General features: G+C 36.2%; 11 protein-coding genes. 8 read left to right on the top strand and 3 right to left on the bottom strand.

What is annotated here, in order from left to right; translation table 11 throughout:
* Positions 1-52 precede the first annotated feature (52 nt).
* Both yajC and NQ540_RS05310 read left to right on the top strand, forming a co-directional pair.
* Positions 53-370 carry a preprotein translocase subunit YajC gene (yajC, locus tag NQ540_RS05315; RefSeq protein WP_005605610.1) on the top strand — a complete coding sequence of 106 codons (318 nt, stop codon included), beginning with the start codon at positions 53-55 and terminating at the stop codon, positions 368-370.
* Between the two features lie 3 nt (positions 371-373).
* A complete protein-coding gene (locus NQ540_RS05310) occupies positions 374-649 on the top strand; it encodes a post-transcriptional regulator (RefSeq protein WP_005605609.1) in 276 nt (91 codons plus the stop codon).
* A 55-nt stretch (positions 650-704) separates the two neighbouring features.
* On the opposite strand, the gene NQ540_RS05305 is transcribed toward NQ540_RS05310, so the two are convergent.
* Both NQ540_RS05305 and NQ540_RS05300 read right to left on the bottom strand, forming a co-directional pair.
* Complete coding sequence (locus NQ540_RS05305) at positions 705-1,556, bottom strand: IS3 family transposase (protein WP_233420212.1); 852 nt, start codon at positions 1,554-1,556, stop codon at positions 705-707.
* Entirely contained in the window at positions 1,535-2,089 is a 555-nt protein-coding gene (locus NQ540_RS05300) for a transposase (RefSeq protein WP_005608245.1), read from the bottom strand. The genes NQ540_RS05305 and NQ540_RS05300 overlap by 22 nt, the downstream gene beginning before the upstream one ends.
* A 295-nt stretch (positions 2,090-2,384) precedes the next feature.
* Between NQ540_RS05300 and adhE the strand changes: the two genes are divergently transcribed.
* The 6 genes from adhE to rny all read left to right on the top strand — a co-directional run bounded on the left by adhE (position 2,385) and on the right by rny (position 10,736).
* The gene (gene adhE / locus NQ540_RS05295) at positions 2,385-5,015 is read left to right on the top strand and encodes a bifunctional acetaldehyde-CoA/alcohol dehydrogenase (protein ID WP_005605607.1); all 2,631 of its coding nucleotides are present in this window, start codon (positions 2,385-2,387) and stop codon (positions 5,013-5,015) included.
* Between the two features lie 109 nt (positions 5,016-5,124).
* Complete coding sequence (locus NQ540_RS05290) at positions 5,125-5,529, top strand: metal-dependent transcriptional regulator (RefSeq protein ID WP_005605605.1); 405 nt, start codon at positions 5,125-5,127, stop codon at positions 5,527-5,529.
* A 129-nt stretch (positions 5,530-5,658) separates the two neighbouring features.
* Positions 5,659-6,975: a DRTGG domain-containing protein gene (locus NQ540_RS05285; protein ID WP_005605603.1), complete on the top strand. Its 1,317-nt coding sequence runs from the start codon at positions 5,659-5,661 to the stop codon at positions 6,973-6,975.
* Positions 6,975-7,940: a DHH family phosphoesterase gene (locus tag NQ540_RS05280; RefSeq protein WP_005605602.1), complete on the top strand. Its 966-nt coding sequence runs from the start codon at positions 6,975-6,977 to the stop codon at positions 7,938-7,940. Before NQ540_RS05285 ends, NQ540_RS05280 begins: the two co-directional genes overlap by 1 nt.
* 84 nt (positions 7,941-8,024) lie before the next feature.
* A complete protein-coding gene (locus NQ540_RS05275) occupies positions 8,025-8,987 on the top strand; it encodes a DHH family phosphoesterase (protein ID WP_005605599.1) in 963 nt (320 codons plus the stop codon).
* 186 nt (positions 8,988-9,173) lie between these two features.
* Complete coding sequence (gene rny / locus NQ540_RS05270; protein WP_005605598.1) at positions 9,174-10,736, top strand: ribonuclease Y; 1,563 nt, start codon at positions 9,174-9,176, stop codon at positions 10,734-10,736.
* A 125-nt stretch (positions 10,737-10,861) separates the two neighbouring features.
* Here rny and NQ540_RS05265 read toward each other — a convergent pair whose 3' ends face one another.
* On the bottom strand, positions 10,862-13,345 hold the full coding sequence (locus tag NQ540_RS05265; RefSeq protein ID WP_005605597.1) for a transglycosylase domain-containing protein: 2,484 nt from the start codon (positions 13,343-13,345) through the stop codon (positions 10,862-10,864).
* Positions 13,346-13,355: the final 10 nt, after the last annotated feature.

Here is a 13,355-nt window from a genome sequence, read left to right as displayed (position 1 = left end):
ATTAATTTTTTTGATAAAGTAAAGACATATACATTGGAAATGAGGAAAGATTATGGATCAAACAACATTATTAATTTTATACGTAGTAGTAGCGGGTGGAGCGTTCTGGTTCTTTGGACGTAAACAACGTCAAAGAGTTAAAGAGATGCAGGAAAGAATGGATGCCATTAAACCAGGTGATAGCGTTGTTACCATCGGAGGTTTACATGGTGTCATTGAAAAAGTGAATAGTGAAGATCAAACGGTTGAATTAAACTGTGAAGACGTTATTTTAGTATTCGAAAAACGTGCTATTCATCATGTTATTCCTACAGCAGCTCCAACAAATATTGAAGTTCGTACGGAAGAAGTAGCAACTGAAGAAGAGTAGTCTATGAACAAGGAAAGTTTAAAAGATAGACATAAAACATGGTTCCATTATAAAGTAATGGAATTTAACGAACTTGGCTATGAGACTATTTCCAAGGAAGATCTTTCACATTATTTTTTGGATTATAAATGGAAGAAGAAAATTCCTGAAAATCTTTTTGAACAAATTTTTCAAATCAATCAACTAAGTATTAATGAATATTTTGATTTTGAGTCACTAGAGGCGCAGACAAATAAAGAAATAACATTAGAAGATATCAATCTTAGTGAATTGTTTTAAAGAAAGAAGCTGGCAAAAATTGATATGTACCCAGAATCCTGGACACATTTTTAAATTAAGCTGAACACATGGATGTTTCCCTGTATAGAACAGGGGGCATCCATTTTGTTTTTTCTTGAATTCTTTTGTTATTGTAATAATCTATATATTCTTCCACAGCCGTTTGAAATTCCTTAAAGGTAGAATATTCCATTTCAAAACCGTAGAACATTTCGTTCTTCATTCTGGCGAAAAACGTTTCTATAATGCAATTATCATAACAATTTCCTTTTCGGGACATTGATTGAATAATCCCTCGTTCATTTAATGATCTTTGGTAAAATGCGTGTTGATATTGCCAACCTTGATCAGAATGGAGAATCAATCCATTAACATCAGGGAATTTTTTGAAAGCTCTATTTAGCATCCTTTGAATCTGTTCTAAGTCGGGGCTTAGAGAAAGATCATAGGAGATTATTTCATTAGTAGACATATCTAAGATTGGAGAAAAGAAACATTTTCCCCAAGAAAAAGTGAATTGAGATACATCTGTACTCCATTTTTGAAGAGGCCTTTTGGCCACAAAATCTCTGTTAATAATATTATCAGCAACTTTTCCAACACTACCACGATAAGAATGGTATTTTTGTTTAGGGCGTTTTCCAAACAAATCATTTATATGCATCAGACGTTGAATTCTTTTATGATTAACAACGTAACCTCTACGACGAAGTTCTTGGTAAATTCTTCTAACACCATATCTACCTTTATTTTCATGAAAGATTGTTTGGATTTCCAATAATAAATCCCCATTCTTTTCAGCCACAGCATCTACTTTATTTAATTCAAAATAATAAGTAGATTTAGCCATTTTCATCGCTTTAAGAAGATATTTTAGTTGGTATCCTACTTCTCGAAGTTCCTTGATGATCGCTGCTTTCGCGCCTTGAGAAGCGCAGCTTCCTGTTCTTTTCTCAAGGCTCTCAGTTTTTTTATAACAGCAATTTCAGCTTCTAAATATGCATTTCGCTCACGTAATCGAACTAATTCTTCTCGTTCGGATTCTGAAAGGTTACCAGTCACAGCCTTTTTATTCATAATAAGCTCCTTAGATAATGCTTGTCTACGTTTCTCATTCTTTAGACCATTATATCCATAAGTTAGGTACTTGTGAACCCAAGAACTTAATAATCCGCGACTAATTCCTGCTGGAAAAGAAACCTCTGAAAGAGTCTTCCCGTTTAAAACCTGTAGAATAAATGTCAATTTTTCTTCTGCTGTCCATTTTCTTTGCCTTTTAACGCGCTCTAATCCTTTAGGTCCGTGAATTTTTTCAATTTTATCCCAATCCAGTATTTTTCTTTGGAAACTCCTTTTCATAACTTTTTCAGGCGTTTCGGCCCATATTCCTTGTCGATATAATTCTACACATTTCATTTTGAATTCAAATGAGTAACGCATAATAAATACCCCCTTTACTGGTTTGTCCAGTAAAGGGGGTACATATCAAAATGTCAGCTTTTTTCTTTTATAATTAAATGTAAAGGTTTGCAAAATATTTTAGAAATAGTATTGATATTTTCGGAATTATAGATAGAATAAAAGTATAGGTTAGGACATTAAAATGAAAGGAAGATGAAAACAAATGAATATGTTTTCATAAGGAAAATTTTTCTATGAAAACTATTTACAAACAATGTGAAATAGTGTACGATATAAATGTGATAAAAATAACAAGCACTGGGGGAAATCACAAGTGAGTGAACAAAAAAACAACCAAGTACAACAAGAAATCGACTTATTAGTTGAGAAAGGATTAAAAGCTCTAGATGAATTTCGCTTGTTAAATCAAGAACAAGTGGACTACATTGTAGCCAAAGCATCAGTAGCTGCGTTAGACCAACACGGTGTATTAGCTCAACATGCAATCGAAGAAACAGGGCGCGGAGTTTTCGAAGATAAAGCAACGAAAAACTTATTTGCCTGTGAACACGTGGTGCATAACATGCGTCATACTAAAACAGTTGGTGTTATTTCAGATGATGAGGTAACTGGATTAACTTTAATCGCTGAACCTGTAGGGGTTATTTGTGGGATTACACCTACAACAAACCCAACTTCAACAGCAATTTTCAAAGCGTTAATCGCATTAAAAACACGTAACCCAATCGTGTTTGCATTCCATCCATCAGCTCAGCAAAGTTCTGCTCATGCCGCTCAAATCGTTCGTGATGCAGCAGTTGCAGCAGGAGCTCCTGAAAACTGTGTCCAATGGATCGAACATCCATCAATTGAAGCAACAAACGCTTTAATGAACCACGACGGAATTGCTACAATTTTAGCAACAGGTGGTAACGCGATGGTTAAAGCTGCTTACTCTTGCGGTAAACCAGCTCTTGGGGTAGGTGCTGGTAACGTACCAGCTTATGTTGAAAAATCTGCTAACATTCGTCAAGCAGCTCACGATATCGTAATGAGTAAATCATTCGATAATGGAATGGTGTGTGCTTCTGAACAAGCAGCAATCATTGATAAAGAAATTTACGATGATTTTGTTGAAGAATTAAAGAGCTACCACACTTACTTCGTAAACAAAAAGGAAAAAGCATTATTAGAAGAATTCTGCTTCGGCGTAAAGGCAAACAGCAAAAACTGTGCTGGTGCTAAACTAAATGCGAACATCGTTGGTAAACCAGCTGCATGGATTGCTGAACAAGCAGGTTTCTCAGTTCCAGAAGGAACAAACATTCTTGCTGCAGAATGTAAAGAAGTTGGCGAAAAAGAACCTTTAACTCGCGAAAAACTTTCTCCTGTCATTGCAGTACTTAAATCAGAATCACGTGAAGACGGTGTTGAAAAAGCACGTCAAATGGTTGAATTCCATGGTTTAGGACACTCAGCAGCAATTCATACTGAAGATGCTGAATTAGCAAAAGAATTTGGACGTGTTGTTCGTGCAATTCGTGTCATTTGGAATGCTCCTTCTACTTTTGGTGGTATTGGGGACGTTTATAACGCATTTATCCCATCATTAACACTCGGTTGCGGTTCTTACGGACGTAACTCAGTTGGAGATAACGTAAGTGTTGTAAATCTATTAAATATCAAAAAAGTAGGGAGACGTAGAAATAACATGCAATGGTTTAAAGTTCCATCAAAAATCTATTTCGAACGCGATTCAATTCAATACTTACAAAAAATGAAAAATGTAAGCCGTGTAATGATCGTAACTGACCAAGCAATGGTTAAATTAGGATTCTTACAACGTGTTATTGAACAATTAGAATTACGTCCAAACAAAGTAATTTATGAAGTATTCTCAGATGTAGAACCAGATCCAGACATCACAACAGTAAACCGTGGTGCAGAAATCATGAAGAGCTTCGAGCCAGATACAATCGTTGCACTTGGTGGTGGTTCTGTAATGGATGCTGCAAAAGTAATGTGGATGTTCTACGAACAACCACAAGTGGACTTCCGTGACTTAGTACAAAAATTCATGGATATCCGTAAACGTGCATTTAAATTCCCAGAATTAGGGGAACGTGCAAAATATGTTGGTATTCCAACTACATCTGGTACAGGTTCTGAAGTTACACCATTCGCGGTAATTTCAGATAAAGCAAACAACCGTAAATATCCATTAGCTGACTACTCACTAACACCAACAATTGCGATTGTTGATCCTGCATTAGTGATGACAGTTCCAGACTTTGTAACAGCTGATACTGGTATGGATGTATTAACTCACGCAATTGAAGCGTACACTTCAACACTTGCAAATGACTATACAGATGGTTTAGCATTGCAAGCAATTAAATTAGTATTTGAAAACTTAGTAAGCAGTGTGAAAAATGCTGATTTCGTATCACGCGAAAAAATGCATAACGCTTCTACAATGGCTGGTATGGCATTTGCCAATGCGTTCTTAGGTATGAGCCACTCAATGGCGCATAAGATTGGTGGATTCTTCCACACAGTTCACGGACGTACAAATGCAATTCTATTACCATACGTAATCCGTTACAATGGTACTCGTCCTGCTAAAGCTGCTACATGGCCAAAATACAACTACTACCGTGCAGATGAAAAATTCCAAGACATTGCTCGTATGTTAGGATTACCATCTTCAACACCTGAAGAAGCAGTTGACGCTTTAGCTAAAGCTGTATACGAATTAGGGGAAGCTGTAGGTATCGAAATGAACTTCAAAGCTCAAGGTGTTAACCACAAAGAATGGTTAGCTACAATCCATGAGATTGCAATGCTTGCTTATGAAGATCAATGCTCACCTGCAAACCCTCGTTTACCAATGGTAGCTGATATGGAAGAAATTCTTGCGGATGCATATTTTGGATACAAAGAACGTCCAGGTCGTATCAAATAATTGATTTTTAAATCTAAAGAGTCTTAGGAGTTTCCTAAGGCTCTTTCTTAGCTCTGTTTTTCAATCGCAAACTATGCTATACTGAAAGGGAAATGAAAGGAGATGGCTTATGACACCAAATAAGGAAGATTACATTAAAACAATCTATAAATTAGGTGGTAAAGATGAATTTGTAACGAATAAAGCCATCAATCAAATGTTGGACCTTTCAGCAGCTTCCACAACAGAAATGTTAAACAAGCTAGTACATGATGGCACGGTCGAATACATTCGTTATAAAGGTGCAAAATTAACGCAAAAAGGGATTAAAGTTGCAGAACGTTTGATTCGTTCGCATAAAATCTGGGAAGTCTTTCTTGTTAATTCTCTTGGATTTAGTGGAGAGTCTGTTCATGATCAAGCAGAAATTCTCGAACATGCTTCAAGTGTTGAAATGACAGAGCGATTAGCGGAGTTCTTAGGGAATCCAACGCATTGTCCTCATGGAGAAGAAATACCTCCATATTCAGAATGAAATTGTTATAAAACTGGTCTTTTTTGACCAGTTTTTTTATTTTGTCTCTAGTATTAAAGAAGAAAATTTAGTACAATAATAGTACAGTTTAAGTTAGGTGTTTCATTTTTTTAATACAGAGGAGATATTATGACATCAAAACATCAACAAATCATTCGTTATATTGAATCACTGCCAGTTGGAGAAAAAATTTCAGTACGTTCGATTGCAAAGAATATGGAAATGAGCGAAGGCACTGCTTATCGTGCCATTAAGGAAGCAGAAAATATCGGGATTGTTTCGACCATTGAACGAGTTGGAACAATTCGTATTGAACGTAAAACAAAGGATAATCTAGAAAAACTTTCTTTTGGAGAAATTATTAAGATAATTGAAGGGGAAGTATTCGGTGGTCGTGAAGGATTAGATAAAATCTTAAACCGTTTCGTTATAGGTGCGATGACACTAGACGCTATGACACGTTATATTCAACCGGAATCGCTTGTAATTATCGGGAACCGTGAAGATGCGCAATTACTCGCTTTGAATCAAGGAGCCGCTGTTTTAATTACTGGGGGATTCCAAGCAACACCTGAATTAATTCAAAAAGCGGATGAGCTTAAAATTCCGCTGATGGGAACAACGTACGATACATTTACGGTTGCCAGCCTCATCAACCGTGCGATGACCGATCAATTGATTAAGAAGAAAATCATGATTGTTGCCGATATTTATAATGATATCGAAAATACGAATTATTTAAGAATGGATCAAACCGTTAAAGAGTATCGCGAGTTGAGTGAAAAGACAGGAAATTCCCGTTTTCCAGTTGTGAATCACTCTAATCGCTTAGTAGGGGTTGTTTCCGCTAAAGATATATTAGGAAAATCTGATAGTTTAATTATTGAAAGAATCATGACTAAAAATCCTTCTGTATCTAAGTTACATGCGAGTGTGGCAAGCGTTGCGCATTCGATGATATGGAATGGGTTGGAGATGCTACCTGTTGTTCAAGATAACATGGAACTCATTGGAATCATCTCAAGACGTGACGTTATGAAAGCTATGCAATTAACACAAAGACAACCACAAGTAGGAAATACTTTCGAAGATGATGTGAGTGAAAATCTAGAAGTCATAGAAGTTAACCCAACAAATGCGAGATTTAGTTTTACAGTCACTCCTCAGATGACCAATAATTTAGGAATGCTATCTTTTGGGGTTCTTTGTGAGGTGGTTTCAGTTGCTTCGAAAGAATTTATTCATCGCAGCCAACGTCGCAATACGGTTATTGAACAATTGGAAATGCATTATTTGAGGATGATTCCAATTGAAAGTAAAATTGCGATTCAAATTCAGACTTTAGATATAGGCAGAAAAGTATCTAAAATTGATATTTCTGTACTGCTTGAAAACTCGGTGGTTGCAAAAGCAATTATGTCAAATCAATTAATGGAAAGAAACTAATGATGAATTACAAGGAATTATTAAAAGAAATCATCACTGAGATTGAAAAAGCCAATTCAATCGTGATCTTAAGGCATAGAAAACCAGACCCAGATGCTTTGGGTTCTCAAATAGGACTTAGTAAGCTGATAAAAGGGGCATATCCTGAAAAGTCAGTTTATGTTATTGGAGATATGCCCGAAAACTTGAAGTATATCGGTGATATGGATGAAATCACTCAAAAGGTGTTCAACAAATCGCTGGTTATCGTTGTGGACTGTTCCACACCTCAACTCATTAATTGTCCGTTTGAAGTGAAGGTAGATGAGGTGATTAAGATTGATCACCATCCAAATGTGACACCTTACGGAAAGGTTTGTTATGTGGATACAACGGCCGCAAGTGCTAGTGAAATCATGGCAGAATTTGCTTTTGATACAACGACACCATTTCAAATGAACAGAGAAGCCGCTAATGTTATTTACGCTGGAATTATCGGAGATACAGGACGATTCTTATATCCGTCGACTACTTCGAAAACTTTTGCGCTTGTATCAAAATTGATACAACACGATGTAGATTTGTCTGGGATTGCCGATAGGATGATTACGAAACCGCTGAATGTGAATCGAATGACAGGGTATATTTATGAGCATTTAGAAGTATCTCCTGAAGGGATGGCAAGTGTTGTTTTAACGAAAGAAGTACTTCGTCGTTTCCAATCTAATGACCAGTTAGCCTCTCTTGTAGTTTCAGTTCCTGGAACTGTTGAAGGGATTTTGGCTTGGAGTCTGTATGTGGAACAAGAGGATGCTACCTTTAGAGTTCATTTACGTTCAAAAGGACCAATAGTAAATCACATTGCGCAAGAGTTCGGCGGCGGAGGACATACGCTCGCGTGCGGTATTCCTTCTGTTACGCAAGCCCAAATTTTAGAAGTGGATGCTAAGTTGAAAGAGGTAGTAAGAAACTTTAAGAAAGATTGAAATAACACTCAAATAAGAGTATTATAAAGTGTTGTGTTTACAATAAAATTAGTCCAATAATTGGATGAAAGGAATTATAAAATAATGAATTATACTGAGTTTTTTAAAAAGATTGATGCAGAAATTAAAAAAGCGGATTCGATTGTAATCTTACGTCATGAATCACCAGACCCAGACGCAATTGGGTCACAAGTAGGGTTAAGAGAAATTATTCGCGCGACTTATCCAGAGAAAACAGTGTATTTACTTGGTGAAATGCCTAGCTCATTAAATTATATTGGAGAAATGGACGAGATAACACAAGAGCAATTTGACGCTTCACTTGTTATTGTATTGGACTGTGCGAATACACCACGTATTGACTGCCCATTTGAAGTAGATCCATCGAAAGTGATTAAAATTGACCACCATCCAGATAGAGATGTGTATGGTGCTATTTCATTTGTTGATACTGATTCAAGCAGTACAAGTGAGATGTTGTGCCGTTTTACTTTTGATGCAGAAAGTACTTGGGTAATGTCAAAAGAAGCAGCTAATGCACTTTATGCTGGTATTGTTGGCGATACAGGACGTTTCTTATATCCTTCGACGACAACCATTACATTTTCAATGGTTTCTAAATTATTAGAGTTCGATGTAGATATTTCAGGAATTGCGTATCAAATGATTACAAATCCTGTTTCAGTTAGTCGTTTAGCAGGATATATTTATCAAAATATGGAAATTTCTGACAATGGAGTTGCAGCAACTGTATTGACTCAGGAACATTTAAAAACTTATGGTATTGAAGAAGACCAAACACACGGAGTAATCTCATTACCAAGTACAGTAGAGGGCATTCATTGTTGGGGTCTTTTTGTGGAACAACCAGATGGAACGTATAGAGTAAATCTTCGTTCTAAAGGTCCAATCGTGAATACAATTGCTCAAAATCATGGAGGCGGTGGGCACCCGCTAGCTTCTGGGGCAGTAGTGAGTACATTAGATGAAGTGCAACAAATTGTCTCTGAACTGAATGATTCAGCAAAAGAATTTTTGAATAAATAGCATTTGCTTTAGTCTTTTAGTATTTTAAGTACTAAAAGACTTTTTTGTTTTAAAATTCTTCTTAAATGAATTGACTTATAACGATTTCAAGAATACAATGATATTATGTGTTAAATCACATTTAACCATAAATTATATCAATGCAATTTATTTTGATTAAAATTAAATAGAGACGGAGGTGACTCAATGGACTCAGTAGTAATAGGTGGCCTCGCGATCTTAGCTTTAATAATTGGAATTGTTGCTGGATATGTTGGTTTCAAATCAAATTATGAGAAAAAGTTAATAGCAGCTCGCGAATCGGCTGATATGATTATCAAAGATGCTGAAAAAGATGCGGATCGATTAAAGAAGGAAGTTCTTTTAGAAGCAAAAGAGGAAAATCATAAGTATCGTGCTGAAGTTGAAAATGAGTTAAAAGAAAGACGAAATGAAGTACTTCTTCAAGAAAAGAGAATGATTCAACGTGAAAAGAATTTGGATCGTAAGGATGAAATTTTAGAGAAACGTGAACAATCCATTGAATCAAAGGAAACTAAAATCCAAGAGAAACTTGAAAGAGTGACAGAAAAAGAGCAAGAAGCGGAAGCTCTAGTTGCAAAACAACAAGAAGAATTGGAACGTATTTCTACAATTAGTAAAGAAGAAGCGCAAGAAATAATTATGAAAGACATGACCGAACAGTTAAGTAAGGAACGTGCCATCATGATTAAAGAGTCTGAGCAACTTGCAAAAGATGAAGCAGATAAAAATGCTAAGAATATCATTCTTCAAGCGATTCAAAGATCTGCAGCAGATTTAGTTTCTGAAAATACAGTAACAGTTATGACTTTACCAAGTGATGAAATGAAAGGACGAATTATTGGACGAGAAGGTCGCAATATTCGTACGCTTGAATCGTTAACGGGGATTGATGTTATTATTGATGAAACTCCAGAAGCGGTAGTTTTAAGTGGTTTCGATCCAATTCGTCGAGAAATCGCTAAGATGACCTTAGAGAAATTAATTTCTGATGGTCGAATTCATCCCGCTCGTATTGAAGAAATGGTAGAAAAATCTCGTAAAGAGATGGATGAGCGTATTCGTTCGATTGGTGAACAAGCGACATTTGAAGTCGGAATTCACTCATTACATCCAGATTTGATTAAGATTTTAGGTCGTTTATACTTTAGAGCTAGTTACGGTCAAAACGTATTGAACCATAGTATTGAAGTTGCTAAATTAGCTGGCGTGATGGCCGGTGAACTAGGGGAAGATGTAAATCTTGCTAAACGAGCAGGTTTACTTCATGACTTAGGGAAAGCACTAGACCATGAAATTGAAGGTTCGCACGTTGAGATTGGTGCTGAAATCGCTCAAAAATATAAAGAAAACAAAGTAGTTGTAAATGCCATTGCTTCACACCATGGAGATGTTGAAGCGACTTCAACGATTGCCGTTCTTGTGGCAGCAGCCGATGCTTTATCAGCAGCTCGCCCAGGAGCAAGACGTGAATCAGTTGAGAATTATATTCGTCGTCTAGAAAGACTTGAGGCGATTGCAACAGAACACGAAGGTGTAGAAAGAAGCTTTGCAATTCAAGCAGGTCGTGAAGTACGTGTAATGGTACAACCAGACAAAATTAGTGATGAAAAGGCAATAATTTTAGCTCATGACATCAAAAATCAAATTGAAGAAGAACTCCAATATCCAGGACATATTAAAGTTACAGTTATTCGTGAGACAAGAGCAGTTGAGTTTGCTAAATAATTGGTGTACTTTAATTTTAAAAGGACATTAGAAGAAGGCTCCCTATGATTATTTATAGGGAGCTTTTTATAAATAAAGACGTTATCCATTTCATGGATAACGTCTTTATTTTTTACGTCTTAATTCTAACGGTTTCGTCGTTCTTGAGTTGTTTGTTCATTATTTGAATCATTACGACGATTATTTTCTGTCGTGGTTTCAGATTGACGAGTTGTTTGTTCTTGAGTCGTTGTAGGTTGTTCGATTTGGAATTCGTTAGTAATAGGGTCTGAACTATTACGTCCTACGGTTACTACAATGGAGACAGAAACACTTGGTCCTGTAATATTCTGGAATTTAACGGAATTTCCAGTTACAGTCTGTGATTGACCATTTGCAGTCACTTTGAATTGTGGAGTTCCTTGTCCTGTATTATTATAACGATCCCATGTCACCGTTAACTCTTTCTTTTCCTTATTGTATGTTGCTTTTAACCCTGTTGGGCCTTCTATTGTAACACCGTAATTTGAAGATTGTTGAGTTGGAGTACTTCCTTTAACAAATAGCTCTGTAGCAATCATATTTGCTGGTGTTCTAGGTCCAGGCAGACTTAGTGGGATTGATCCTACTTCAATTTGTTGTTGAACAACACTATCTGGTTGAACCCAATCTTCTCCACTAGAGTATTGAGCCATATATTTCATTAAGTGATAATAAATTAGCTTAGCATATCCTTGTTCAGTGGTATCTACGCCACCACCTTTTTCGTACGGATTATCATAACCAGTCCATACTGAGATTGTATAATCAGGTGAATATCCGATAAACCATGAATCTGGGATAATGTCTTCATAATCAGAAGCTCCCATTGCACGTTTTTGTTCAATAGTGTAGTTTGATGACCCGGTTTTAGCAGCAGTTGAAAGTCCAGGAATTGCTACTTCAGTGGCAAAACCATATGTGAACGAATCTTTTAAGACATTCGTAATCATGTATGCAGTAGAATCTTTCATTGCTTGTTTTTGTTCTGGTTTAAACTCATAAACTTGACCATCACGAGTAGTGATTTTAGTCACCGTATATGGTTTTGAGTAAGTTCCAGCGTTAGAGAAAGTTGCGTAAGCGGCAGCCATTTTAATTGGTGAAATTTCTGCACCAATAGCGTTACTTTCTACTAAATAGTCTTGTCCATCATTTTTAATTTGAATATCTAAATTTTTCAGGAATGATTTAATATTGGTTTCACCAACAGCCTTGAAAGCTTCTAATGCCGTTGTATTTCTTGAATACACAAGAGCTCTACGTAATGTCATTGGTCCATTATGTCTAAAGTCCCAGTTATTTAGTTCAACACCATTTGAATATGTTGTCTTTTGATCCAATAGCGTTTGACCAGTTGAATAGTTTAAATATTCAATAGCAGGGCCGTAGTCAATAATTGGTTTGATAGTAGATCCTGTACTTCTTTGATTATCAGTTGCTCGGTTGTAAGCGAATAGAGTTGTTTGTTTACGACCACCGCTGACAGCTCGAACGGCACCTGTTTTAGAATCTAACATTACAGAAGCACTTTGAATTTTATCGTTAACATAATTGATATAGTCATTTGTGTTAACAATATCATTCAGTTTTTGTTGTGCTTTAGAATCAATGGTGGTTTCGATCACTAGACCGTCATTATAAGGATCAAGACCTGTTTTATCTTGAACTTCTTTTAAGACCATCGTTACGAAAGAATCGTAGACTAAAGCTTTATCTGAACTATCAACATTATTGTCATGAGCAATTAGTCCATCATTAATTGGAGTCGCTAAAGCTTGCTCGTATTGTTCGTTAGTAATTTTTCCATTTGTTTTCATTGTATATAAAACTGTATCTCGGCGTTCTTTTGCCTCTTCAGGATGAGCATATGGATCATAGGAATTAGGTGCTTGAGGCATTCCGGCAAGTAAAGCTACTTGAGGAAGAGATAACTCCGATAATTCTTTGTTAAAATAATAGTGTGAAGCTGTACCAAATCCGTAGACACTATTCGCCATATATACTTTATTTAAATAGAAAGTAAGGATTTGCTCTTTAGAAAACTCACGTTCGAGTTTAAGTGCTAGAATCGCTTCTTGAATTTTACGTTGATACGTTTGATCTTCTTTCTTTGTAGAAAAGACAGAAAGCTTAATCAATTGTTGAGTAATCGTACTACCACCTTGAGTTATTTGACCAGCTTTGGCATTTCTAAAGAAGGAGCCTAAAATACGAATGGGGTCAATTCCCATATGAGAGTAAAATCGTTTATCTTCAATTGAAGTTACAGCATCTTTAAGTAATTGAGGAACTTGATCACTAGTAATGACATCTCTTTTTTCTCCACCCAGAGAAGAGATTAGTTCGCCATCTTTATCATATATTTTTGTTTCAGTCGCTCCTTGAAGGTCGCTTGCTTTAATTTCAGGAGCAGTGGAACCATAATATGCAAAAATTGCAATGATTGATATCAGTGCAACTCCTATAAATGCTCCTAAACCAATAAGAACTTTTTTTAATATTTTTTTCTTATTAGAAGGAGATGAAGCTTTCTTTTTTGGTTGGCGGTGCTGCGATGAACGCGACTGTCCAGTATTGTTTTCAGTCATTTATTGACCT

Source organism: Granulicatella adiacens ATCC 49175 (assembly GCF_025150565.1).
Classification (GTDB): Bacteria; Bacillota; Bacilli; order Lactobacillales; family Aerococcaceae; genus Granulicatella; species Granulicatella adiacens.
Note: the sequence above shows the minus strand (reverse complement) of the source record. Positions and strands in the feature narration are given on the sequence as shown.